At 62.1% G+C, this 20,940-nt stretch carries 18 protein-coding genes; 9 read left to right on the forward strand and 9 right to left on the reverse strand.

Annotated elements, in window-relative coordinates; genetic code table 11:
* Window positions 1–5: 5 nt before the first annotated feature.
* The 5 genes from E5678_RS06005 to E5678_RS06025 are packed head-to-tail and all read right to left on the reverse strand — an operon-like array spanning window position 6 to window position 3,582.
* Window positions 6–1,184 carry an ATP-grasp domain-containing protein gene (locus E5678_RS06005; RefSeq protein ID WP_210731996.1) on the reverse strand — a complete coding sequence of 393 codons (1,179 nt, stop codon included), beginning with the start codon at window positions 1,182–1,184 and terminating at the stop codon, window positions 6–8.
* Window positions 1,181–1,789: a VTT domain-containing protein gene (locus E5678_RS06010; RefSeq protein ID WP_136177679.1), complete on the reverse strand. Its 609-nt coding sequence runs from the start codon at window positions 1,787–1,789 to the stop codon at window positions 1,181–1,183. The genes E5678_RS06005 and E5678_RS06010 overlap by 4 nt, the downstream gene beginning before the upstream one ends.
* Window positions 1,786–2,583, reverse strand: coding sequence for an alpha/beta hydrolase (locus E5678_RS06015; protein WP_168708498.1), 798 nt, complete (start codon window positions 2,581–2,583; stop codon window positions 1,786–1,788). Before E5678_RS06015 ends, E5678_RS06010 begins: the two co-directional genes overlap by 4 nt.
* 29 nt (window positions 2,584–2,612) lie before the next feature.
* Window positions 2,613–3,107, reverse strand: coding sequence for a hypothetical protein (locus E5678_RS06020; protein ID WP_136177681.1), 495 nt, complete (start codon window positions 3,105–3,107; stop codon window positions 2,613–2,615).
* Between the two features lie 10 nt (window positions 3,108–3,117).
* Window positions 3,118–3,582, reverse strand: a complete 465-nt coding sequence (locus E5678_RS06025; RefSeq protein ID WP_210731997.1) for a YHS domain-containing (seleno)protein — start codon at window positions 3,580–3,582, stop codon at window positions 3,118–3,120.
* Between the two features lie 202 nt (window positions 3,583–3,784).
* Between E5678_RS06025 and E5678_RS06030 the strand changes: the two genes are divergently transcribed.
* Window positions 3,785–4,183, forward strand: a complete 399-nt coding sequence (locus E5678_RS06030; protein ID WP_247596928.1) for a hypothetical protein — start codon at window positions 3,785–3,787, stop codon at window positions 4,181–4,183.
* Here E5678_RS06030 and ligA read toward each other — a convergent pair.
* From ligA to smc, 3 genes are all read right to left on the reverse strand, one after another.
* Entirely contained in the window at window positions 4,176–6,266 is a 2,091-nt protein-coding gene (ligA, locus tag E5678_RS06035; RefSeq protein ID WP_136177682.1) for an NAD-dependent DNA ligase LigA, read from the reverse strand. The two genes, E5678_RS06030 and ligA, sit on opposite strands and share 8 nt — an antisense overlap.
* Before the next feature lie 137 nt (window positions 6,267–6,403).
* Window positions 6,404–7,645 carry a cell division protein ZipA C-terminal FtsZ-binding domain-containing protein gene (locus tag E5678_RS06040; RefSeq protein WP_136177683.1) on the reverse strand — a complete coding sequence of 414 codons (1,242 nt, stop codon included), beginning with the start codon at window positions 7,643–7,645 and terminating at the stop codon, window positions 6,404–6,406.
* Between the two features lie 22 nt (window positions 7,646–7,667).
* A complete protein-coding gene (smc, locus tag E5678_RS06045; protein WP_136177684.1) occupies window positions 7,668–11,192 on the reverse strand; it encodes a chromosome segregation protein SMC in 3,525 nt (1,174 codons plus the stop codon).
* A gap of 365 nt (window positions 11,193–11,557) precedes the next feature.
* Between smc and E5678_RS06050 the strand changes: the two genes are divergently transcribed.
* From E5678_RS06050 to E5678_RS06085, 8 genes are all read left to right on the forward strand, one after another.
* Window positions 11,558–12,328 carry an MHYT domain-containing protein gene (locus E5678_RS06050; protein WP_136177685.1) on the forward strand — a complete coding sequence of 257 codons (771 nt, stop codon included), beginning with the start codon at window positions 11,558–11,560 and terminating at the stop codon, window positions 12,326–12,328.
* 83 nt (window positions 12,329–12,411) lie between these two features.
* Window positions 12,412–13,632: a succinyldiaminopimelate transaminase gene (gene dapC, locus E5678_RS06055; RefSeq protein ID WP_136177686.1), complete on the forward strand. Its 1,221-nt coding sequence runs from the start codon at window positions 12,412–12,414 to the stop codon at window positions 13,630–13,632.
* Window positions 13,633–13,690: 58 nt separating this feature from the next.
* On the forward strand, window positions 13,691–14,515 hold the full coding sequence (gene dapD / locus E5678_RS06060; protein WP_136177687.1) for a 2,3,4,5-tetrahydropyridine-2,6-dicarboxylate N-succinyltransferase: 825 nt from the start codon (window positions 13,691–13,693) through the stop codon (window positions 14,513–14,515).
* An 83-nt stretch (window positions 14,516–14,598) separates the two neighbouring features.
* Window positions 14,599–15,759: a PilT/PilU family type 4a pilus ATPase gene (locus tag E5678_RS06065; protein ID WP_136177688.1), complete on the forward strand. Its 1,161-nt coding sequence runs from the start codon at window positions 14,599–14,601 to the stop codon at window positions 15,757–15,759.
* Window positions 15,759–16,931 carry a succinyl-diaminopimelate desuccinylase gene (gene dapE / locus E5678_RS06070; RefSeq protein WP_136177689.1) on the forward strand — a complete coding sequence of 391 codons (1,173 nt, stop codon included), beginning with the start codon at window positions 15,759–15,761 and terminating at the stop codon, window positions 16,929–16,931. Before E5678_RS06065 ends, dapE begins: the two co-directional genes overlap by 1 nt.
* A gap of 4 nt (window positions 16,932–16,935) precedes the next feature.
* Window positions 16,936–17,829 carry a 50S ribosomal protein L3 N(5)-glutamine methyltransferase gene (prmB, locus tag E5678_RS06075; RefSeq protein WP_136177690.1) on the forward strand — a complete coding sequence of 298 codons (894 nt, stop codon included), beginning with the start codon at window positions 16,936–16,938 and terminating at the stop codon, window positions 17,827–17,829.
* Complete coding sequence (locus tag E5678_RS06080; RefSeq protein WP_136177691.1) at window positions 17,826–19,826, forward strand: ATP-binding cassette domain-containing protein; 2,001 nt, start codon at window positions 17,826–17,828, stop codon at window positions 19,824–19,826. The genes prmB and E5678_RS06080 overlap by 4 nt, the downstream gene beginning before the upstream one ends.
* A 120-nt stretch (window positions 19,827–19,946) precedes the next feature.
* Window positions 19,947–20,195, forward strand: coding sequence for a GlsB/YeaQ/YmgE family stress response membrane protein (locus E5678_RS06085; protein ID WP_136177692.1), 249 nt, complete (start codon window positions 19,947–19,949; stop codon window positions 20,193–20,195).
* 15 nt (window positions 20,196–20,210) lie between these two features.
* Here E5678_RS06085 and E5678_RS06090 read toward each other — a convergent pair whose 3' ends face one another.
* Window positions 20,211–20,828 (reverse strand): TetR/AcrR family transcriptional regulator, encoded by a 618-nt coding sequence (locus E5678_RS06090; RefSeq protein ID WP_136177693.1) that lies wholly within the window; start codon window positions 20,826–20,828, stop codon window positions 20,211–20,213.
* Window positions 20,829–20,940 lie beyond the last annotated feature (112 nt).

A 20,940-nucleotide genomic window follows, 5' to 3' on the forward strand; every position in this document is an offset into this window, starting at 1 on the left:
GAAGGTCAGTCGGTGGCAGGGTACAAGGGGGTGAGTTCCTTTTCGCGCCGGTGCCAACGGCGGAACTCGGACAGGCTGAGGGGTTTGAACCCACGGTCCTTGTTGGCGCGGCCAATCTGGAACAGCAGCTTGTATTGCTTCATGAGATCGCCCCAGGCTTTGAAGAGCCCTGTCTTGCGATCCCAGATGTGGGTGCTTTCGGCGCCGGCGCCGTTGGCTTCCACCATGGTGAAACTGTGCCCGTTTCGCACGTCTTCAAAGTTCTCAAAGCGGATGTCAAAGCGGCCGAAATAGAATTCCGGCAGGCTCTGGGCGATGGCATCGAAGCGGGCTTCCATGGCGGGGGTGATGAGGTCGGTGCCGTTGCGGAAAATGGCGCCCCGGCTGTGGCTGCCGGCAAAGGCCAGCTTGATGGATTCCCCTGGCGCCGGAACCGAGTCGAGGCGATCGGCGTGGCGGTGCAGGTAGAGGTGGGGCAGCTTGCCCGCCCGAGGGTCGTCCAGAATCAGCTGGCGCAAGCTGCGCTGGCCATCGCCCTGCACATGGGGAAAATACTTGAGCGTGATGGAAATGAGGCGACCTTTGGACTCGCCGGGGCGGCGGCAATAAAACACCCCTGCTTCCCCCTCAAACGGTACAAACTGCTGCAACAGCAAGCGGGCTCCGGCCGGGTAACTCGCCAGGTAGGCGCTCAAGGCCGCCTCGGTGCGTATCAGCTTGACGCCCGCGCCTCGGCAGCCGAGATCGGGCTTGGCCACCACAGGCAACGCCAAACCTGCATCCGAGAGCTTTTTCAAGGCCTGATCGGTCAGGTTGCTCAGTGCAAGCTCCGCTCCTGCGTCCCGTTCCAGGGCTGGGCGATCAACAGTGACAAAAGGTGCCACCCATTCGGGCGCATGTCGAACCACCAGGTCGAGGATCTCAGCTTTGGACTCCCCCACAAACCCGCCACCGGGAAAAGAGGGGTTGGCCACGGTAGGCAAAGTGATGCCGCGGTAGCGCAGCATGAGCCAACCGGCATACAAGGCGACTGGCGGGTAAAACGCCCACATGGGCCAGAACTCGAAAAAACTGAGCGGAGCGCCCTCCTGATCCAGCGGGGGCATGCCCTGGTGGGGGGGGGGCGACGCGGCAGTACCGCTGGAAGCGATGGGTAGATCAGACAGCATGGAAGAGGTGTTCATGGGGTGATGGGGGAAGAACGGGGCTTGCGCAACCACCGAACCAGGGGCACCAGCAATGCCAGCACCACCACGGGCAACGCAACGGCGAAAACCACGGGCACATTCCAGCGCTCGGCGATCACAGCACCCAGGGCCGAGCTGAACCAGAACAGTCCTGCCGTCCAGAGCGCCACGGCCAGCGCGACCCAGGCGGTGAAAGACGCGAATGGGACCCGAAGGAAACCACAGGCGGTGTAGGTCAGCAGCCGAAGCCCGGGGATGACCCGCGCGAGCAAGACAGCGCCCGCCAGTTCTCGTCTGAGGGTCTGCCCCGCCGTCTGCTCCCGGCCCTCGATGTACTTGCGGCGCAGCCAGCCCACTTTGTGGGCTGCCATACCCAGGCCATACAGGCCCAGGTCCCCCAACGCGATGCCACCGGCCACGGCCACAAAGGCCCATTCCCAACTCAGTGCCCCTTGGGTGGCCACGGCGACACCCGCCGCGATCGCCACGTCTTCCAGCAGCAGCGTTGTGAGCGCAAGGACCAGGCCAATCACCCAAGGCTGTGCGAGACCTGCAAGCGCGGCGGTCCAGAAAGCGCCAATGGCGGTAGCGTCGGCATTCATGCCACCGCCTCACCGACCCTGGGCCATTGGGCCAGTGCCCGGCGCACCACGGCCTGAGCGTTCCAGGGTAAAAAATGATCACCCCCTTCGAGGGTTTCGATCTGCAGCCGCTCCACCGAGCGCAGCATGCGCTGCAGGTAGGCCACATTGGCATAGGGCACGAGGTGGTCCTGGGTGCCGTGAATCACATGGGTGGGCGTTGTGATGAGATGCAAGCGGGTTGCCAGCGTTTCGAGCTCCGCCCGAAACTGCAGCAGCTCATGGTTGGCGTGGCGCAAGGCCTTGGGGAGCAGCGAGCGCAAGGGCCAGCGCGCGGCCAAAGGCTGCAGGGGGTGGATTCGCTCAAGCGCAGGGTCAAGCGCCGCCGCCAGCAACACCAGCCCAACCACGCGTTCCGGACATTGAACCGCGACCTGTGCCACCACCGCGCCACCCAGCGAATGTCCCAGAAGCACCGCTTGCCGACCGTCTGATGGGAGCAAGGCGGCCACTGCCGCGGCCTGGTGCTCCAGGTCAGGCGCTGCTTGCTTCGGGCCACTGTGCGCAAATCCTGGCCGGTCCAGCGCGATCAATTCGATGCCTGGGGGCGGATTTAACAGGAAGTCGCTCCAGCCTTCGGCTTTCCCCGGGGTGCCGTGTACCAGCACCACGCGCTGCCCCTGTGGATCGCCCGCGCGCAGGTAACTGATGTGGGCGTTCAAGAGTCCACCCACCCAGATGCGTTCCCGCTGAACATCGCCCCGCCCCGCCACAGCGCCATGCCGAGGGTGCTTGAGGCCCAGGGTGTGCAACATGACCGAAACGGCGTTTCGCGCGGCCGGGTTCATGCTGTGCCCCGGGCGCAGCTGCGCGCCATCAAGCGGGCCAGCGCTTGGCGGTGGGAGGCGATCAGCACCACCGACGATACCCAGATGCCGCAGGCCATCGCAAAGAGCTGACCGCCATCGCGAGAGCCAACGGCGTTGAGCACCTCAATCCCCAATGGGGTGAGCAAGTGAAAGAAGATCGCCCCGCTGATCACTCCCAGCGACAGCAAAGCGCCAAGCGCAACCCCGGACGACCGCTTGCGCAGCAAAGCGATCAACAGAACCACCGAAGCCAGACTTTCGACCGAGCCCACGACATGGGGGCTGAAGATGCCGTTGCGGGCAAACAGCCCCGGAAACCCCAGGCTCGACCCCCAGGCGTCCAGCGTTCCAAAGATATGCTGGGTTTCTGGTGAATCGGTGAACTTGAAAAACAGCGACTGGATGAACACGACGGCAATGAACAGCACCAAAATGGTGGTCAAGGCTTTGCGGGGAAACGGATTGTCCATGGTGGCCCCCTCACCGCCCCAACACCGAAGGCCAGTTTTTGTCGGCTTTGGCGATGAACCCGGGGATGTCTTTTTCCCAACGCTTCTGCACTTCGGCGTCGTAGTTCAGGTAAAGCTTGCCGTCAATGATCTTCCAGAACATCGGGTCACCCGAGGCGGTCGACCCTTCGGCCACGGCCCAGGCGCAATAGCCGCCGTATTGAGGCGCGTAAGCTTGTGGGTTTGCAGCAAAAAGCTCCCTGTGTGCAGCGTTGACAAACCGCCAGTGCACGCCGCTGTAGTCATGGGTGAACTGGGCATCGCCTTTGACAGGCTTGTTCATCTCGAAAAACGCCACAGGGTCGTAGCCGCCCAGCGCCGTCTGGCTGAAGAAGCCCGTATAGACCGCCGGCAATGCAGCCCAGGCCATAGGGGCCACGAACGCGCTTGCGCCCAGCAACATCCAGGCGGTTCTTCTTCGAATTTCCGGGTTCATCACGCCTCCTGCACTGTTTCCACCCAAAGGGGCGGCACAGAAGTGAGTCGGGTCAGTCGTGGCGTTCTTACAGGATTTCAGAGAAACAAGTCCGGTTTGAGAGCCTTCACGAGGTTTCATGGGCTTGTCAGGAGGTGCGAAAAAAACTAACCTGATACCCCATACCAACGACAGCGCAGCCGCACCAGCCCAGGAGACTCCGATGACACTGCCCACCACCGACGCCAGTCGCCCCGCATATACCTTGCCACAGCGCACCCACCCTTTGGCCCGTTCCATCAGCGTGGTTGCCATGACTTTGCTCATCGGTGCGGCCTGGGTGGCTTCTCCAGCACGGGCTCAGGGCGCGGATATCTTCAAAGGCGCCGACCTCGCACTGGGTGAAAGAATGATCGCGGAGCACAAATGCATGCAATGCCACACCAGCAAGGTGGGCGGCGATGGCAGCGCCATCTTCAAACCGCAGGGCAAGTTCAACACCGCCGGCTTGATGCGCGGCATGGTGGAGATGTGCAACACCAACATGAGTATGGGCATGTTCCCGGAAGAAGTCACAGCCGTGGCGGCCGTGCTCAATCGGGACCATTACAAGTTCAAGTAGGTCCTGGCGCTTCCAGCAAGGCCAACATCGCTGCTTCGTCGAGCACCGTCACACCCAGATCCTGCGCCTTGGTGAGCTTGCTGCCAGCGTCGGTGCCCGCCACCACATAGTCTGTTTTTTTGCTCACCGAGCCGGCCACCTTGGCACCCGCGGCTTCGAGCAGTTCTTTGGCCTGATCACGGCTCAATTTGGGAAACGAGCCCGTCAGCACGAAGGTCTTGCCTGACAGGGGTTTAGGCCCCTGCGCGGCGGGCTCAAGCTCTTCCCAGTGCACGCCGCAAGCGCGCAACTGTTCGACCACTTCGCGGTTGTGGGGTTGATCAAAGAAGGTGCGCAGGCTTTGCGCCACGATAGGGCCCACATCGTTGACTTCCACCAACTGCTCTTCGCTCGCGTCCATGATGCGGTCAAGCTGGCCGAAATGGCGTGCGAGCTCTTTGGCGGTGGCTTCCCCGACATGGCGGATACCCAGACCAAAAAGGAAACGAGGCAGGGTGGTTTGCTTGGACTTTTCCAGCGCATTGACGATGTTCTGCGCCGATTTTTCGGCCATCCGCTCCAGACTCGCCAAGGCGGTGAAGCCCAGTTTGTAGAGGTCTGGCAGCGTTTTGACCACACCGGCGTCAACCATTTGCTCAACCAGCTTGTCGCCCAGCCCTTCGACCTCCACGGCGCGGCGCTGGGCGAAATGAAGAATGGCCTGCTTGCGCTGCGCACCACAAAACAAACCACCGGTGCAACGGTAATCGGCTTCATCCTCTTCGCGCACGGCGGCGCTTCCACACACCGGGCACACATGTGGCATGGTGAACTGTGCAGGTTCACCCACCCGCTTGTCCAGCAAGACCGACACCACTTCGGGAATCACATCGCCCGCCCGCCGCACGATCACCGTGTCGCCCACGCGCACGTCTTTTCGACGCGCCTCGTCTTCGTTGTGCAGCGTGGCGTTGGTGACGGTCACGTTGCCGACGAACACAGGTGCGAGCTTCGCCACGGGAGTGAGCTTGCCAGTGCGACCCACCTGAATATCAATCGCCAAAACCCTAGTGAGCTGTTCTTGCGCCGGGTATTTGTGCGCCACGGCCCAGCGCGGCTCCCGGGAAACAAAGCCCAACTGTCGTTGCAAAGCCAGCGAATTGACTTTGTAGACCACGCCGTCGATGTCGTAGGGCAGCTGATCGCGGGTATTGCCAATCTGCTGGTGAAAAGCCACCAGCTCATCCGCCCCGCTGACCACACGGGTCTGCTCCGCCACGGGAAAGCCCCAGGCTTTGAGTTGCGCGAGCATCTCCATGTGGGTCGCAAAGGCTGGGCCACCTTGGTCGACAGGTGTGATGTCGCCCAGCCCATAGGCGAAAAAGCTCAGGGGGCGCTGGGCTGCAATGCCGGAATCGAGTTGCCGCACCGCCCCCGCCGCCGCATTGCGCGGGTTCACAAAAGTCTTTTCCCCTTTGGCGCCAGCCGCGATCTTGGCGCGCTGTTTTTCGTTCAGTCCCTCAAATTCGTCACGCCGCATATAAACCTCGCCGCGCACCTCCAGCACAGGCGGAGTCCCTACCGGCAGGCGCAACGGGATCTGGCCCACGGTGCGAATATTGGCGGTCACATCCTCCCCGGTCTCGCCGTCGCCGCGCGTGGCGGCCTGCACGAGCACGCCTGCTTCGTAGCGCAGGCTCATCGCCAGTCCGTCAAACTTGAGTTCGGCCACATACTCCACCGACGCGTCGCCGTCTACCCGTTCCAGCGCGCGACGAATGCGGTTGTCGAAATTCACCGCGCCGCTGGGCTCGGTATCGGTCTCCGTGTTGATCGACAGCATGGGCACGACATGGCGCACCGGCGTGAAGCCCTCCAGCACCCGGCCTCCCACGCGCTGCGTGGGCGAGTCAGACGAGCGCAATTCAGGATGATCGGCCTCCAGCGCCTGCAACTCACGGAACAGCTTGTCGTATTCCGCATCCGGAATCTCGGGATCGTCCAGCGTGTAGTAACGGTGGGCGTGGTGGTGCAATTGCGCACGCAGCTCAACCGCGCGATCGGCCGGCGATGGCTGCTCAGAAAAAAGGTCAGAGGTGCTCATCGAGACAATCAAAGCAACGGGAGAGGGGCATTTTCAAGAACGCCGCGGAACCGGCTCCGCCGGGCCGCCAGCGTAGCCCCCATGAGGGGGTGACGCGCTTCAAGCGCGGCACAGGGGTGGGCTCAATCTCGCGGGAATCAGCTAAAAAGACGTCGCGCCTGCGGCGACCCAGCCGAGAGATCGTGGCTGTCGAGGGCGTCGTACAGGCTCTCCAGATCAGAGCCGATCCGGTCCATGGTGTCGGTGGACAGCGGCTGGCCCGCATCATCGGTGATAGCCCCGTCCATGGTTTCGGCCAGGGTTTGTGCAACCTGCCGCATGCGCACAAAGGGCTGCTCGCTGCGGGGCACATGGGTGACCTCCAGCGACAAATTGATTTCGCGCAATGCGCTCTGTTCCGGATCTTCGGCCATCGCGGCTTGCGCGTCAAAGCTCAAACTGAGGATGGGGGCCTGCCCGGCCACGCTGCCAGGCAAAACCATGCGCCCAGGCAATACTCCCGGCACAAATCCAAGCTGGGCCGCATGCTGGGCCACATAACCCGGGCTCCATGCCGAGCGGCGAGCGCGCAAGGTGAAGCCCAGCTGTGCATCGTGTCCGCTGGCGAAAGCATCGAGCTCCCTGCCTCGAGCGACTTCGCCGCGCATGTCTGGAAAATCGGTGCCCGCACCCACGGCATCGGCAAAGGCCTGGGCCTTGCCCACAAACTCGGAAAACTCGATGTCGTTGAGCGCGCCCGCGCGGTTGGCCAGCTGTACCCCGGCCTGGAGCGTGTGGTAGCGCTGGCCTGCCCTGGGCGACTCCCACTCTCCCGTGATATCGCTCAAGCCCTCAACGGCAAAAGGCTTGCTGCCCACCCGGCGCGTGCTGGGCAAGGCGGCCATCACCGCATCGCCCGACACCACGTTGTCCAGGTTCAACGGCGTGATGACATCGATCAGGGCATCCAGACCTGGCCGCTTCTCGGGAGAAGCAATGACATTGTTGAGCGTCACGGGGACCATGCTCGGGACCCGCGGTGGGCCTGGCACCTGGGGTGAAGTGCTTGTTGATTCCGATGGCTGAGGCGACCTGGGCGCAGCCTTGCTGATGGTTGGAACCGATGTCGGTGCGTTCTCGGACAAAGGTGTTGGCGCCGTGTCGTCCGCGCCAAAAGCCTCCCCCAGCACGGGCTCAATGCGTTCGGCTACCTGAGAGCCCGGATCTTCGCTGCGCGGATGGGTGTGGTCAAACCCCGTGGCGTCGGTGCCAGCATCCGACGGCATCCGCTCTTTGGCCGTGCGGGGCGCGCTTTGGCGGGTGATCCACGCGTTGTAGACGATAACGCCTGCCAGAACGAGTCCGCCGAAAATGGCCAGGCTGAGTTGCAATGTGCTCATGGGTTTTGAAAGGAATGCGGTTTCAAACTGTTTCCATCATGCCAGCTGCAGACTCCATGTCCACCGCCACGATTCGAGACACACCCTGCTCTTGCATGGTCACCCCGATCAACTGCTTGGCCATTTCCATGGCGATCTTGTTGTGGCTGATGAAAAGGAACTGGGTGCCTTGCTGGCTCATCGCGGTCACCAGTTTGGCATAACGCTCCGTGTTGGCGTCGTCAAGCGGGGCGTCCACTTCGTCGAGCAAGCAGAAAGGCGCAGGATTCAGCTGGAATATGGCAAAAACCAGCGCAATGGCGGTGAGCGCTTTCTCCCCGCCTGACAACAGGTGAATCGTCTGGTTTTTCTTGCCCGGGGGCTGCGCCATGACCTGGACGCCAGCATCCAGAATCTCTTCGCCGGTCATCACCAACCGGGCGTTGCCGCCGCCAAACAGCTCCGGGAACATGCGGCCGAAATGGCCGTTGACCGTCTCGAACGTGCTGCCCAGCAGCTCACGGGTTTCATTGTCGATTTTCTTGATCGCGTCTTCGAGCGTGGTCATGGCCTCAACCAGATCAGCGGTTTGCGCATCGAGGAAAGTCTTGCGCTCACGCGAAGCGGTGAGCTCGTCCAGCGCGGCCAGGTTCACGGCGCCCAGCGACTGGATCTCCCGGTGGTACCGGTCAATTTCGCCTTGCAAGCCCGTCAGGCGCACATTGCCTTCGGTGATGCTTTGCGCCACCACCGCCAGATCGGCCTGGGCTTCTTCCAGCTGCTGGCTGTATTGCTCCACACCCAACCGCGCGGCCTGCTCCTTGAGCTGGAAATCGGTGATGCGCTGGCGCAAGGGATCGAGCTCACGCTCCAACTGCAATCGGCGCTCGTCGCTGGCGCGCAACTTGGCTGTCAGGTCGTCGTACTGGCTGCGCAGTGCACCCAGGTTATTTTCTCGCTCCAGCTTCATGGCCAGGGCATTTTGCAAACCTGCCTGGGCCGCCGCATCGTTCAACCGGGCAAGCTCTTCGCTGGCGCGCTGCTCTTCGTCGACCAGGGATTTTTCTTGCGAAGCGGCGGTTTCGATGGAGCGCTGCAGTTCGGCTTGGCGGGCCTGCAGGCTGCGCAGGGCAAAGGTGGCTTCCTGCACGGTGCGCTCCAGCGAGCGCTGCTGCTCACGGGCCTGTGTCAGGGCTCGCTCGGATTCGATCACTTTGTCATCGAACTGGGCATGGCGCTCCTGGCTCTCGGCCAGTTGCATGTCCAGCTCTTCAAACTTCGCTTCGGCCGTGATGCGCCGCTCCTGCAGCACTTCGAGCTGCTGATCCACCTCGGCCAGGTCGGTCGCGATCTGTTCGCTGCGCGCGCGGGTCTGTTCGGCCAGCTGGGTCAGGCGCAGGGCTTCGACCTGCAGTTCGTGGGCGCGGGTGCGGGTTTCAGCGCCTTCGCGGCGCGCGCTGACCAATCGCTGGGACGCTTCGCTGTAGGCCGCTTCAGCGCGCACCAAGTCTGTGCGCGCCTGCTCGGCCAACAGCACCTGGACCTTGAACTGCTTGTCGAGGTTCTCGATTTCCTGGGCCCGCGCCAGCATGCCCGCCTGCTCGCTGTCTGGCGCGTAAAAGCTCACGCTGTGCGCCGAGACCGCATGGCCGCTGGGCACATAAATGACCTCGCCCGCTTGTAGCTGCCCGCGCTGGGCCATGGCCTCCTCCAGGCTGGCCGCGCTGAGGCAACCCTGCAGCCAGTCGGTCATCAAAGCGGTCTGACCCGCATCATTGAGTTTGAGCCAGTCGGCCAGCGGTTTGAGGCCCGATGTGCTGGCCACCGCGGGCAGGCCGGCCCCCGGCGGATGGTAGAAAGCGAGTTTCGCAGGCGGCGCGTCGTTGCCAAAGGCGCGCACCATCTCGAGCCGGGAAACCTCCAGGGCGCCAAGGCGCTCGCGCAAAGCGGCTTCCAGGGCGTTTTCCCAGCCCGGTTCCACGTGGATGCGGCTCCACAAGCCTTGCAAACCGTCCAGCCCATGTTTGGCCAGCCAGGGGGCCAGCTTGCCGTCGGTCTTGACCTTCTCTTGCAAGGCCTTCAAGGCCTCCATCCGGGCGGACAATTCAGATCGTTTGCCCGACTCCTGGTTCACGGCTTGTTGCGCGCCGCGCCGCTGTTCATCCAGCTCGGGCACGCTGTCCTGCAATTCAGACAACACCGCGTCGGCCACGTCGGCCATTTCCTGCGCCGACACCAGCGCAGCCTGAGCGCTCTGGACGCGGGCCTCATCGGGCGTGGCCAGTGCGTTGCGATCGGTGCTCAGACGCTCATGGCGCTGCTGGAGCTGGCGGCTTTGTTCTTCAATGTTGCGCTGTTCCGAAGCCAGCACCTGGATCTGCTGCTGCACCTGGCCCACGCTGTTGCGTTGTTCGTTGGCGGCACTCTGCGCCTTTCTCAAGGCATCTTCCAGGTTTGGCAAGGCTTCACCCTGCTCTTCCCCCTGGGCCGCAAGCACCACCGATTTTTCTTCGGCTTCCATCATGGTCTCGGCGATCTGCTCGATCTCCACGGCCGCATCCTGGCTGCGCGTGCTCCAGGAGCCAATTTGCTCCTTGAGCTGCGCCAGGCGCTGCTCGACACGGGTACGCCCCTCCACCACAAAGCGGATCTCGGCCTCCAGCTTGCCCACTTCGGCGCTGGCCTCGTAGAGCTTGCCCTGGGCCTGGTTCACCTGGTCACCGGCGGCGTAATGGGCCTGTCGAATAGTTTCCAAGTCTGACTCGACCCGACGCAAGTCTGCGGTGCGGGCTTCCAGATCGGTCAGGGCCTGCGCTGCATTCTGTTTGATCTGGGTCTGATCGGTGTCCGCCTCTGAGCGCTTTAGAAACCACAGCTGGTGTTGTTTGAGTGTGGCGCTCGATTGCAGGTGGTTGTAGCGCGCGGCTACCTCGGCCTGCTTCTCGAGCTTTTCAAGATTGGCGTTGAGCTCTCGCAGGATGTCTTCTACCCGCGTGAGGTTTTCGCGGGTGTCGGACAGCCGGTTGGCTGTTTCCCTGCGGCGTTCCTTGTATTTGGAGACACCGGCAGCCTCTTCCAGAAACAGCCGCAGTTCTTCGGGCTTGCTCTCGATGATGCGGCTGATCGTGCCTTGCCCAATGATGGCGTAGGCCCGGGGGCCCAAGCCCGTGCCCAGAAACACGTCCTGAACATCGCGGCGGCGCACCGGCTGGTTGTTGATGTAATAGCTGCTGTTGCCGTCTCGTGTCAGAACACGTTTCACCGCAATTTCAGTGAACTGCCCCCATTGCCCCCCGGCGCGATGGTCGCTGTTGTCAAACACCAGCTCCACGCTGGCGCGGCTGGCCGGCTTTCGGTGGTTGGTGCCGCTGAAGATGACGTCCTGCATGGACTCGCCGCGCAATTCCGAGGCTTTTGACTCGCCCAGCACCCAGCGCACCGCGTCCATGATGTTGGATTTGCCGCAACCATTGGGTCCGACCACGCCCACCAGCTGCCCAGGCAACAAGAAGTTGGTGGGTTCAGCGAAAGACTTGAAGCCGGATAACTTGATCGAATTGAGGCGCACGCCGCTTCCCGCTGACTATCAAAATTGCACACAACCGACCTACACAGGCGGCGAATGGATGATACCTTGGGTCGATCAAGGACTCCCCTTTGGGCACCAGTGCCGATGCCCACCCGCTCAAGGCACGGCCGCTTCTTGACGCAAGCCCAGATCTCCATGGCTTACCGGTCGGACCGGCATGGTGCGAATCACACCCCACTTCCCCTGCCGCTGGCACCCTTTTTTGAACCGACTATCAGGCGCTACTCCTGTTCGAGTCAGTCAGCCTTCAGCATCAAACGTTTTCTTACAAACGCTTGACTGCTGGTCTGTCAAAAGACGCTGCAATCGTTCGCAGTAAGCAGCTTTTAGCAGGAATACACACCATGAACTCAGCGGTCATTTCAAGTTTCGACACCAGCATGGTGTTACTTTCGATTGCATTTTCCATCGTGGGCTCATTCGTGGCCCTCACTGCCGCAGGCCGGATCAACCAGACCGATGGATCCTTGAACCGGGGCAACATCGTCTCAGCCGGCCTTGCACTTGGCGGTGTGGGTGTCTGGTCCATGCACTTCGTGGGCATGCAGGCCCTGACGATGGATGTGGGCAGCAGCTATTCACTGGTGGAGACCGTGGTGTCTTTGGTCGCGGCCGTCGTGGGCGCCTCTCTGGCTTTCGCCTATGCCGCCAAGGCGCCCAAGCAGCTGTCGCGCATCATGCTGGCGGGATTCCTGCTGGGCCTGGGCGTGGTGGTCATGCACTACCTGGGTATGTACGGTCTGAAGATCAATGGCTACATCCAGTGGGATTACGTTTACGTCGCTGCCTCCGTCGCCATCGCGGTGGTGGCGGCCACTGCCGCACTCTGGCTGGCGTTCAACAGCAACAGCCTCGCCAAACGCGCGGGCGCAGCCGTTGTCATGGGTGCAGCGGTGTGCTCCATGCATTACATCGGCATGGCCGCAGCCGACTTCATTTGCACCACGGAATCCCGCGATGCCATTCCTCAGGGCTGGGGCTACATCAGCCGCTTCACGCTGCCGTCCCTGGTGATCGTGATCACCTTGCTCATGATCACCATGATCTCTCTGGATCAGTTTTACCAGTACACAGCGACCAAATTCGGCGCTCGCAAGCGATCCTCGGCCCTGTGAAAAGACTCCGCGCGTTGTAGAGCAACTCCCCCAGGCATGGCCCCCTTCACATCGGGCATGTTGGGGGGCCGATAATTGCGGCGATGAATCCGAAACTCGCCCTCCTGCAACCCTATCCTTTTGAGCGCTTGCGCCAGCTGTTTGCCGGCGTGACGCCCTCCCCGGCCTACCCGCCCATCAGCCTGGGCATCGGTGAGCCAAAGCATCCGACGCCAGCTTTCCTCAAGCAAGCCCTCTCGGCCGCGCTTGACACAGGGCTGGCCGCCTACCCAGCCACAGGCGGTCTGCCAGTCCTTCGCGAGGCTTGCGCGGGCTGGATGCACCGGCGCTATGGCGTCACCCTCGATGCGGCTACGCAAATCCTTCCGGTGAACGGCTCTCGCGAGGCGTTGTTTTCGTTTGCCCAGACCGTGATCGATCCGACCTTGGCGGACGCCATGGTGGTTTGCCCGAATCCGTTCTATCAAATCTACGAGGGCGCTGCCCTGCTGGGCGGTGCCCAGCCCCACTACGTCGCCAGCGACCCCACGCGCAATTTCGCCCCCGACTGGGACAGCGTGCCCGATGCCGTCTGGGCTCGAACCCAGCTTTTGTTTGTGTGTTCACCGGGCAACCCCACCGGCGCTGTGATGCCCCTGGACGAATGGCGAAAACTGTTTGAATTGAGCGATCGCCATGGGTTTGTGATTGCTTCTGACGAGTGCTACAGCGAAATCTACTTCCGCGATGAGCCCCCTCTGAGTGGACTGGAAGCGGCCTGGAGCCTCGGCCGAAAAGATTTCAAGAACCTGGTGGCCTTCACCAGCTTGTCCAAGCGCAGCAACGTACCGGGCTTGCGCAGCGGGTTTGTGGCAGGCGATGCGGCTTGGATCAAGCCGTTTTTGCTTTACCGCACCTACCACGGTGGCGCCATGAGCCCGGCCGTGCAGGTCGCCAGTGCCGCCGCCTGGCGCGATGAAGACCATGTCATCGAAAACCGGCGCATGTACCGGGAAAAATTCGCCCAGGTAACGCCCGTCCTGGCCAATGTCATGGATGTGGCCCTGCCGGACGCCGCCTTTTACCTCTGGGCGGGCGTGCCGCAGGGGTTCGCCGAGCGAGGCAATAGCCTGAGCGCCGACGAAGCCTTCGCCCAGGAACTCCTGACTCAATACAATGTGACGGTTCTCCCCGGAAGCTACCTGGCACGAACGGTCGATGGCTTCAACCCCGGAGCCGGTCGTGTTCGCATGGCGCTGGTGGCCGAAACGGCCGAGTGCCTGGAAGCGGCTGAGCGCATCGCGCGATTCTGCCGGTCTGCCTAGGGCCTGGCCCGATTCCGGCGCAGCTTCTGTTCTCCCTATTCAACGCAAGACTTTCACCATGACCCAACAATTGCAAACCTTGATTGACACCGCCTGGGACAACCGCGCCGAATTGTCCCCCGCTTCAGCGCCCAAAGAGGTGATGGACGCTGTGGAACACGTCATTGCCGAACTCGATGCAGGCAAGTTGCGCGTGGCTACCCGTGAAAGCGTGGGCCAGTGGACGGTTCACCAGTGGATCAAGAAGGCCGTGTTGCTGTCTTTCCGTCTGAAAGACAATGTGGTCATGAAGAGCGGCGACCTGGCCTTCTTCGACAAAGTGCCGACCAAGTTCGCCAACCTGTCTGAGGCCGAAATGAAAGCCACCGGTGTGCGCGTGGTCCCGCCTGCCGTGGCACGCCGGGGCAGCTTCATCGCCAAAGGAGCGATCCTCATGCCCAGCTACGTGAATATCGGCGCCTATGTGGACGAAGGCACCATGGTGGACACTTGGGCCACGGTGGGTTCTTGCGCCCAGATCGGCAAAAATGTGCACCTTTCGGGCGGCGTGGGCATCGGTGGCGTTCTGGAGCCACTTCAGGCCGGCCCCACCATCATTGAAGACAACTGTTTCATCGGTGCGCGCTCGGAAGTAGTCGAAGGCGTGGTGATTGAAGAAAACTCGGTCATTTCCATGGGTGTCTATATCGGGCAGAGCACCCCCATCTATGATCGTGAAGCCGACACGGTGAGCTACGGGCGCGTGCCGGCCGGCTCGGTGGTGATCAGCGGCAGCCTGCCCAAGCCCGGCGGAAAATACAGCACTTACGCGGCCATCATCATGAAAAAGGTCGATGCCCAGACCCGCTCCAAGACGAGCCTGAACGATCTTCTGCGCGACTGAAATTTCTGGCCCGAGCTGGGCAAAAGCCCAGCCGGCTGCGTGGCAACTGGCCTGTGATTCGGCCCATTTTGAAGAGGGATGGCATGAGCAACGGAACGATGGAGCGCATATTGCGCCTGATGGCCGAAAAGAAGGCGTCAGACGTGTACCTGACGGCGCATGCGCCGGCGATGATCAAAATCAATGGGCAGACCCTCCCGATCAACAGCCAGGTGTTGCCTCCCGAGGCACCACTCAATCTGCTGATGGAGATCGTGCCCTCGACGCGGATCGAAGAGCTTCAAGATACCGGCGAGCTCAACATGGCCGTGCCCCTGGAAGGTGTGGGCAACTTCCGTGTGAGTGGCCTGCGCCAGCGGGGCAGCTACGCGGTGGTGATCCGTTTCGTTCCTGCCGACATTCCTGCGCTCGATTCCCTGAACGTCTCGCCCGTCCTTGCTGATCTGGTGATGGAAAAACGCGGCCTGATTCTGATGGTGGGCGCGACAGGCGCAGGCAAGAGCACCACGTTGGCCTCGATGATCGATCTGCGCAATGAGTGCGCCAGCGGCCATATCCTGACCATCGAAGATCCGATCGAGTACATCTACCGCAACAAGAAATCGGTGATCAACCAGCGGGAGATTGGCCCCGATACGGCCAGCCTGCAAGTGGGTCTGAAAAACGCCCTGCGCCAGGCGCCCGATGTGATCATGATCGGCGAGATTCGCGATCGCGACACCATGTCCGCCGCCATTGCCTATTCACAGTCGGGGCACCTGTGCCTGGCCACGCTTCATGCCAACAACAGTTACCAGGCCCTCAACCGCATTTTGAGTTTCTACCCGGTCGAGGTTCGCCCGACCATGCTGGGCGATCTGGCAGCCGCGCTGCGCTCGGTGGTTTCCCAGCGGCTGCTCCGCACCCACACGGGTGCCCGCGTCCCCGCCATGGAAGTGATGCTCAACACCGCCCTGGTTTCCGACCTGATTCAAAAGGCAGACTTTTCCGGCGTGCGCGAGGCGATGGAGAAATCCCTAGCTGTTGGCTCACAAAGTTTTGAGCAGGATTTGGCCCGACTGGTTCGTGATGGCCTGGTTTCGCGCAACGAAGCCATGGCCCATGCCGACTCGCCCAACAACCTGCTCTGGCGCCTGCAAAACGATTTCCAGGCCTCCAAGAGCAACGCCGATGCCGAACCCTCGGAAGAGGACCAAAGCGACCAAGCCACGTTCACCGAGTTCTCCCTCGACGTCAAATTCTGATGAATGCCACGCTGCGCCTCACCGAAGAACTCATCGCCCGACCTTCCGTTACACCCCTGGACGAAGGTTGCCAGGAACTGATCGGTGCGCGCCTGGCCGCCATTGGTTTCGCCTGTGAGGTGATGGAAAGTGGTCCACCCGAGGCCCGGGTTCGCAACCTTTGGGCCCGGCGGGGCAATGGGCAGCAACCGACGCTCGTTTTTGCGGGTCATACCGATGTGGTACCTACCGGCCCCGTCGACGCCTGGGGCAGTCCACCCTTCGTACCCAGCCACCGTGACGGGAAGTTGTACGGCCGGGGTGCCAGCGACATGAAAGCGTCGTTGGCTGCCATGGTCGTGGCTTGCGAGGAGTTCGTCGCAGCCCAACCGCAGCCGGCCATCGACATCGCGTTCCTGATCACCAGCGACGAAGAAGGCCCGGCCACCGACGGTACCGTGATTGTCTGCCGCGAACTGACCCGGCGTCAGGAACGGATCGACTGGTGCATCGTCGGTGAACCCACCTCGGTGGACCGCACCGGTGACATGATCAAAAATGGCCGACGCGGCTCCATGAGCGGCAAACTCACGGTCAAAGGCGTACAAGGGCACATCGCCTACCCCCACCTGGCCAAAAATCCCATCCACATGGCATCGCCCGCTTTGGCTGCGCTGGCTGCCGAGGTCTGGGATCAAGGCAACACCTTCTTCCCGCCCACCAGTTGGCAGATCAGCAACATCCACGGCGGCACCGGGGCCAGCAATGTGATTCCCGGCACCGTGGTGATCGACTTCAACTTCCGCTTCTGCACCGAATCCACGCCCGAGTCGCTGCAACAGCGTGTGGCAGCCATCCTGAAAACGCAGGGGCTGTTGCCCGACGCCGACTACCACCTGGAATGGAACACCAGTGGCCTGCCCTTTCTCACCCCACCCGGTACCTTGGTCGACGCCGTGCGCGCAGCGATCCACAGCGAATCGGGGATCGATACGCAGCTGTCCACCACCGGCGGCACCAGCGACGGCCGGTTCATCGCCCAGATCTGCCCCCAGGTGATCGAGCTCGGCCCCCCGAATGCCACCATCCACAAGATCGACGAGTACGTCGCTGTGGCCGACATCGAACCGCTTAAAAACATTTACCGCCGCGCACTGGAAAACCTGGCCACCCAGGCTGGTGCCCACGGCTGACCACATGACCTTGCAAGACATTCTGACCCAGGCCACCCAACGCCTGGAGGCTGCGCCATTGGCCTACGGCCACGGCACCACCAACGCCCACGACGAAGCAGCCTGGCTGGTTCTTTGGCGGCTCGGCCTGCCGCTGGACAGCGACCTGGAGGCGCTTGCTTCGCAGGCGGTGTCCAGTGAACAGGCCCAGGCGGTTGAAGCCCTGATCACCCAGCGCATCGAGACCCGAAAGCCGGCCGCTTACCTCACCCGCGAGGCCTGGCTGCAAGGTGTTCCGTTTTATGTAGACGAGCGGTCCATCGTGCCGCGCAGCTTCATCGCCGAACTGATCGCCGATGGCAGCTTTGACAGCTGGCTGAGCGAAAGGACCCGCCATGTGCTCGATCTGTGCACTGGCAATGGCAGCCTGGCGGTGCTTGCCGCGATGGCATGGCCCGACGTTCAGGTCCTGGGGGCAGATCTGTCGGTGGATGCCTTGGCCGTGGCCCGCATCAATGTCGATGAGCACGGTTTCCAGGACCGCATCACCCTGATCGAGTCGGACAGCTTGGCCCACTGTCCGGGCCCGTATGATCTGATCCTTTGCAACCCGCCTTACGTGAATACGCTCAGCATGAGCGCCTTGCCCGCCGAATACCTGGCCGAGCCCGAGCTGGCACTGGCCGGTGGAGACGATGGCATGGATTTCGTGCGACGCTTGTTGCGCGATGCGCCCAGCCGTCTGTCCCCCGAGGGCGTGCTGGTTCTTGAAATCGGCAACGAACGCGACTTCTTCGAAGCCGCATTTCCCCATCTGGAAGCCCTTTGGCTGTCCACCAGCGCTGGCGAAGACCAAGTCTTGCTGCTCACCGCTGACGCCCTTTCGGCGCAAAACATCCGCTCTGCGCCTGCACCATGATCACCATCAAGAATATTGTTTTACGCCGCGGCACCAAAGTGCTGCTCGACAACGCATCCGTCACCATCAACCCGGGCGAAAAGGTTGGCCTTGTGGGCCGCAACGGCGCGGGCAAATCCAGCCTCTTTCGCCTGCTGGACCGCTCACTCCACGAAGACAAGGGCGATTTCCACGTTCCAGCGCAGTGGCGCATGGCCCAGGTGGCCCAGGACATGCCGGAAACGGATATTTCTGCCACCCAATATGTGATCGAGGGCGACACGACATTGCTGGCGGCGCAAGTTGAGGTCGAAGCGGCGGAAGCCAGTGATGACGGTGAGCGCATGGGCAATGCCTACATGGCCTTGCACGATGCCGGCGCTCATGACGCCCCCGCCCGAGCGCAGGCCCTGATCCTGGGCCTGGGTTTCCGCATGGACGAGCTCGAACGCCCAGTGGACAGTTTCTCGGGCGGATGGCGCATGCGCCTGCAGCTGGCCCGCGCGCTCATGTGCCCCAGTGAATTGCTGCTGCTTGATGAGCCCACCAACCACCTGGATCTGGACGCGCTGGTCTGGCTCGAAGCCTGGCTGCAACGGTACCAAGGCACCATGCTCGTGATCAGCCACGACCGGGAGTTTCTCGATGCGATCATCGACGTCACGGTGCACATCGAGCGTGCCCAGTTGACCCGCTATGGCGGCAACTACAGCAAGTTCGAAGACATGCGCGCCGAACAGATGTCGTTGCAGGCTTCCGCCTTTTCGCGCCAGCAGGAAAAAATGGCCCACCTGCAAAAATTCATTGACCGCTTCAAGGCCAAGGCCAGCAAGGCCAAGCAGGCGCAGAGCCGCGTTAAAGCGCTCGAACGCATGGAAAAAATCGGCCCGGTGCTGGCCGAGGCAGACTTCAACTTCGAATTCGCAGAGCCACAAAACCTGCCCAATCCGATGCTTGCCATGCAGGATGTGAATTTCGGCTACCCGCCCAGCGAAGCGGGCGGTGAGCCCACCACCATCGTGCGCGGCGTCAGCCGCTCAGTGCAGGCAGGGCAGCGCATCGGCATTCTGGGCGCCAACGGACAAGGCAAGTCCACGGTGGTGAAAACGATTGCTCGAGCCCTGCATGCGCTGACAGGCCAGGTCACCGAGGGCAAGGGCCTGAATATCGGCTATTTTGCCCAGCAAGAGCTGGACGTGCTGCGTCCAGCGGACACCCCCCTGGAGCACATGATCCGGCTGGTCAAGGAATGCACGGCTGAGAGCCGCCTGCAAGGCCAGTCCACCCGTGAGCAGGATCTGCGCAGTTTCCTCGGCAGCTTCAACTTCACCGGCGACCAGGTCAAACAGACGGTGGGCAGCATGAGTGGGGGTGAGAAAGCACGCCTGGTGTTGTGCATGATTGTGTGGCAGCGCCCCAACCTGCTGCTGCTGGACGAGCCCACCAACCACCTGGACCTGGCCACCCGGGAGGCCTTGTCGATGGCGCTCAACGAGTTTGAAGGCACCGTCATGCTGGTCAGCCACGATCGCGCCTTGCTCCGCGCGGTTTGTGATGAGTTCTGGCTGGTTTCGCGCGGCGGTATTGAGCCCTTTGATGGTGATCTGGACGACTACCAGCGCTACTTGCTGGAGGTCGCCAAACAGTCGCGTGAGGCCCAGAAACAGGAGCTGCGAGACCTGTCCAAGGCACCCGCGCCGGCACCGGTGGTCAAAGCGCCCGCAGAAGCACCTGCCGCCAACCGCACACCCGAGCAGCGCAAGCAAGACGCCCAACGGCGCCAGGAATTGACAGAGGAGTTGCGGCCCTTGAAAAAGGAGCTGGAGCGCAACGAAAAAGAGACAGCCACACAGACGCAGCAACGCCAGTCTCTGGAAGCCCGCCTTGCTTCGCCAATTGCACCCAGCGAAATGGCTGAGGCCGGACGCGAGCTCAAGCAGGTCAACGAGTCCATCGAAGCGCTGGAATTGCGCTGGCTCGAACTCACTGAGAAAATTGAGCTGGCGAATCAGGCTTGAAAAGCATCGAGGGCGACTTCACCCAAGCGCCGTTGTGCCTGAAGCGCCACGGCATCGGCTACACGCCCGTAATTTGGGTCTATCCATTGGGTAGGCCGGCCCCTTGAAAGGACCCTCGACATGATGTCACTTATTGCAACCATTTTTATCGGGTTCATCGCTGGCCTGATCGCCCGCGCCGTCAAACCAGGCGACGACGGCATGGGCTTGATCATGACCACCGTGCTGGGCATCGCAGGTGCTTTCCTGGCCGGTTACGGCGGCGCGGCCTTGGGCCTGTATGGTCCCGGCCAACCGGTGGGCTTCATCGCGTCGGTAATCGGCGCCATCGTCCTGCTGTTTGTCGTGGGGCTGGTGAAAAAACGCTGAGCCACCCCTGCCTTATCACCCCTCTGCAGGCGGTACCAGCGCGCGCACCAGCGCACAAGCGACCGGAGCCATTTGGGGAAGCGATGCCGCTTCGTCACGCTCGATGCTGCGCATGATCCATTCATTGATGCCTCCGATAGCCGCCAGGGCCAGATCGGGTGAGATCGAGGGCCCCGCAGAAGTCTGCCTGCGAGGGCCGTTCACGGTATCGCACATGAACTGGGTCAGCGCATCGAGAGCGCCTCGCCGAACCACCGCACCCGATGGCCCCAGCAGGTGGATGTCCACAAACAAGACTTTGAGCAGAAGATGCCCTGACGCCAGGTGGGAGAAATAGGCTTCAAAAGCCACCTCCAGCTGATCCAGCCAAGGCCGGTCGGGCTGCACCGCCTCCTTGAGCGTGCGCAAGGCAGCCCCGTGGGCAGCTGCGTACAACGCCAGAAAGCAGGCTTCCTTGTTGGGGAAATGCTCGTAAAAGCTGCGTTTGGACATGCCCGCTTCCCGGACCACATCGGCGATGGTGGTGTTGGCAAGACCCCGGGCCGCAAGCGCACGCCCCATGCCTTGAAGGAGCCGGGTCCGTTGTTCCGTGTCGCCGGCAAGCCAGGCTGGAGAGAGGTCTTGGGCGCTCATGGGTTGATGTTAGATCATCGCGCGGGCCCTTCCCGGGCAGCGGCTTGACAGGGCCACTTTTTGCCACGATCATGGGCTTCGGTACGCACAAGTACCACTGACCGCCCATCGG

This window comes from Hydrogenophaga sp. PAMC20947 (assembly GCF_004795855.1).
Lineage (GTDB): Bacteria > Pseudomonadota > Gammaproteobacteria > Burkholderiales > Burkholderiaceae_C > Hydrogenophaga.

Coding starts and splice junctions, on each gene's coding strand:
- prmB (WP_136177690.1), top strand. CDS start 16,936: ATGACCTTGCAAGACATTCTGACCCAGGCCACCCAACGCCTGGAGGCT.
- E5678_RS06050 (WP_136177685.1), top strand. CDS start 11,558: ATGAACTCAGCGGTCATTTCAAGTTTCGACACCAGCATGGTGTTACTT.
- ligA (WP_136177682.1), bottom strand. CDS start 6,266: ATGAGCACCTCTGACCTTTTTTCTGAGCAGCCATCGCCGGCCGATCGC.
- E5678_RS06025 (WP_210731997.1), bottom strand. CDS start 3,582: ATGAACCCGGAAATTCGAAGAAGAACCGCCTGGATGTTGCTGGGCGCA.
- dapE (WP_136177689.1), top strand. CDS start 15,759: ATGAATGCCACGCTGCGCCTCACCGAAGAACTCATCGCCCGACCTTCC.
- E5678_RS06015 (WP_168708498.1), bottom strand. CDS start 2,583: ATGTTGCACACCCTGGGCCTCAAGCACCCTCGGCATGGCGCTGTGGCG.
- E5678_RS06030 (WP_247596928.1), top strand. CDS start 3,785: ATGACACTGCCCACCACCGACGCCAGTCGCCCCGCATATACCTTGCCA.
- E5678_RS06040 (WP_136177683.1), bottom strand. CDS start 7,645: ATGAGCACATTGCAACTCAGCCTGGCCATTTTCGGCGGACTCGTTCTG.
- E5678_RS06010 (WP_136177679.1), bottom strand. CDS start 1,789: ATGAATGCCGACGCTACCGCCATTGGCGCTTTCTGGACCGCCGCGCTT.
- E5678_RS06020 (WP_136177681.1), bottom strand. CDS start 3,107: ATGGACAATCCGTTTCCCCGCAAAGCCTTGACCACCATTTTGGTGCTG.
- E5678_RS06085 (WP_136177692.1), top strand. CDS start 19,947: ATGATGTCACTTATTGCAACCATTTTTATCGGGTTCATCGCTGGCCTG.
- E5678_RS06065 (WP_136177688.1), top strand. CDS start 14,599: ATGAGCAACGGAACGATGGAGCGCATATTGCGCCTGATGGCCGAAAAG.
- E5678_RS06090 (WP_136177693.1), bottom strand. CDS start 20,828: ATGAGCGCCCAAGACCTCTCTCCAGCCTGGCTTGCCGGCGACACGGAA.
- dapC (WP_136177686.1), top strand. CDS start 12,412: ATGAATCCGAAACTCGCCCTCCTGCAACCCTATCCTTTTGAGCGCTTG.
- dapD (WP_136177687.1), top strand. CDS start 13,691: ATGACCCAACAATTGCAAACCTTGATTGACACCGCCTGGGACAACCGC.
- E5678_RS06080 (WP_136177691.1), top strand. CDS start 17,826: ATGATCACCATCAAGAATATTGTTTTACGCCGCGGCACCAAAGTGCTG.
- E5678_RS06005 (WP_210731996.1), bottom strand. CDS start 1,184: ATGAACACCTCTTCCATGCTGTCTGATCTACCCATCGCTTCCAGCGGT.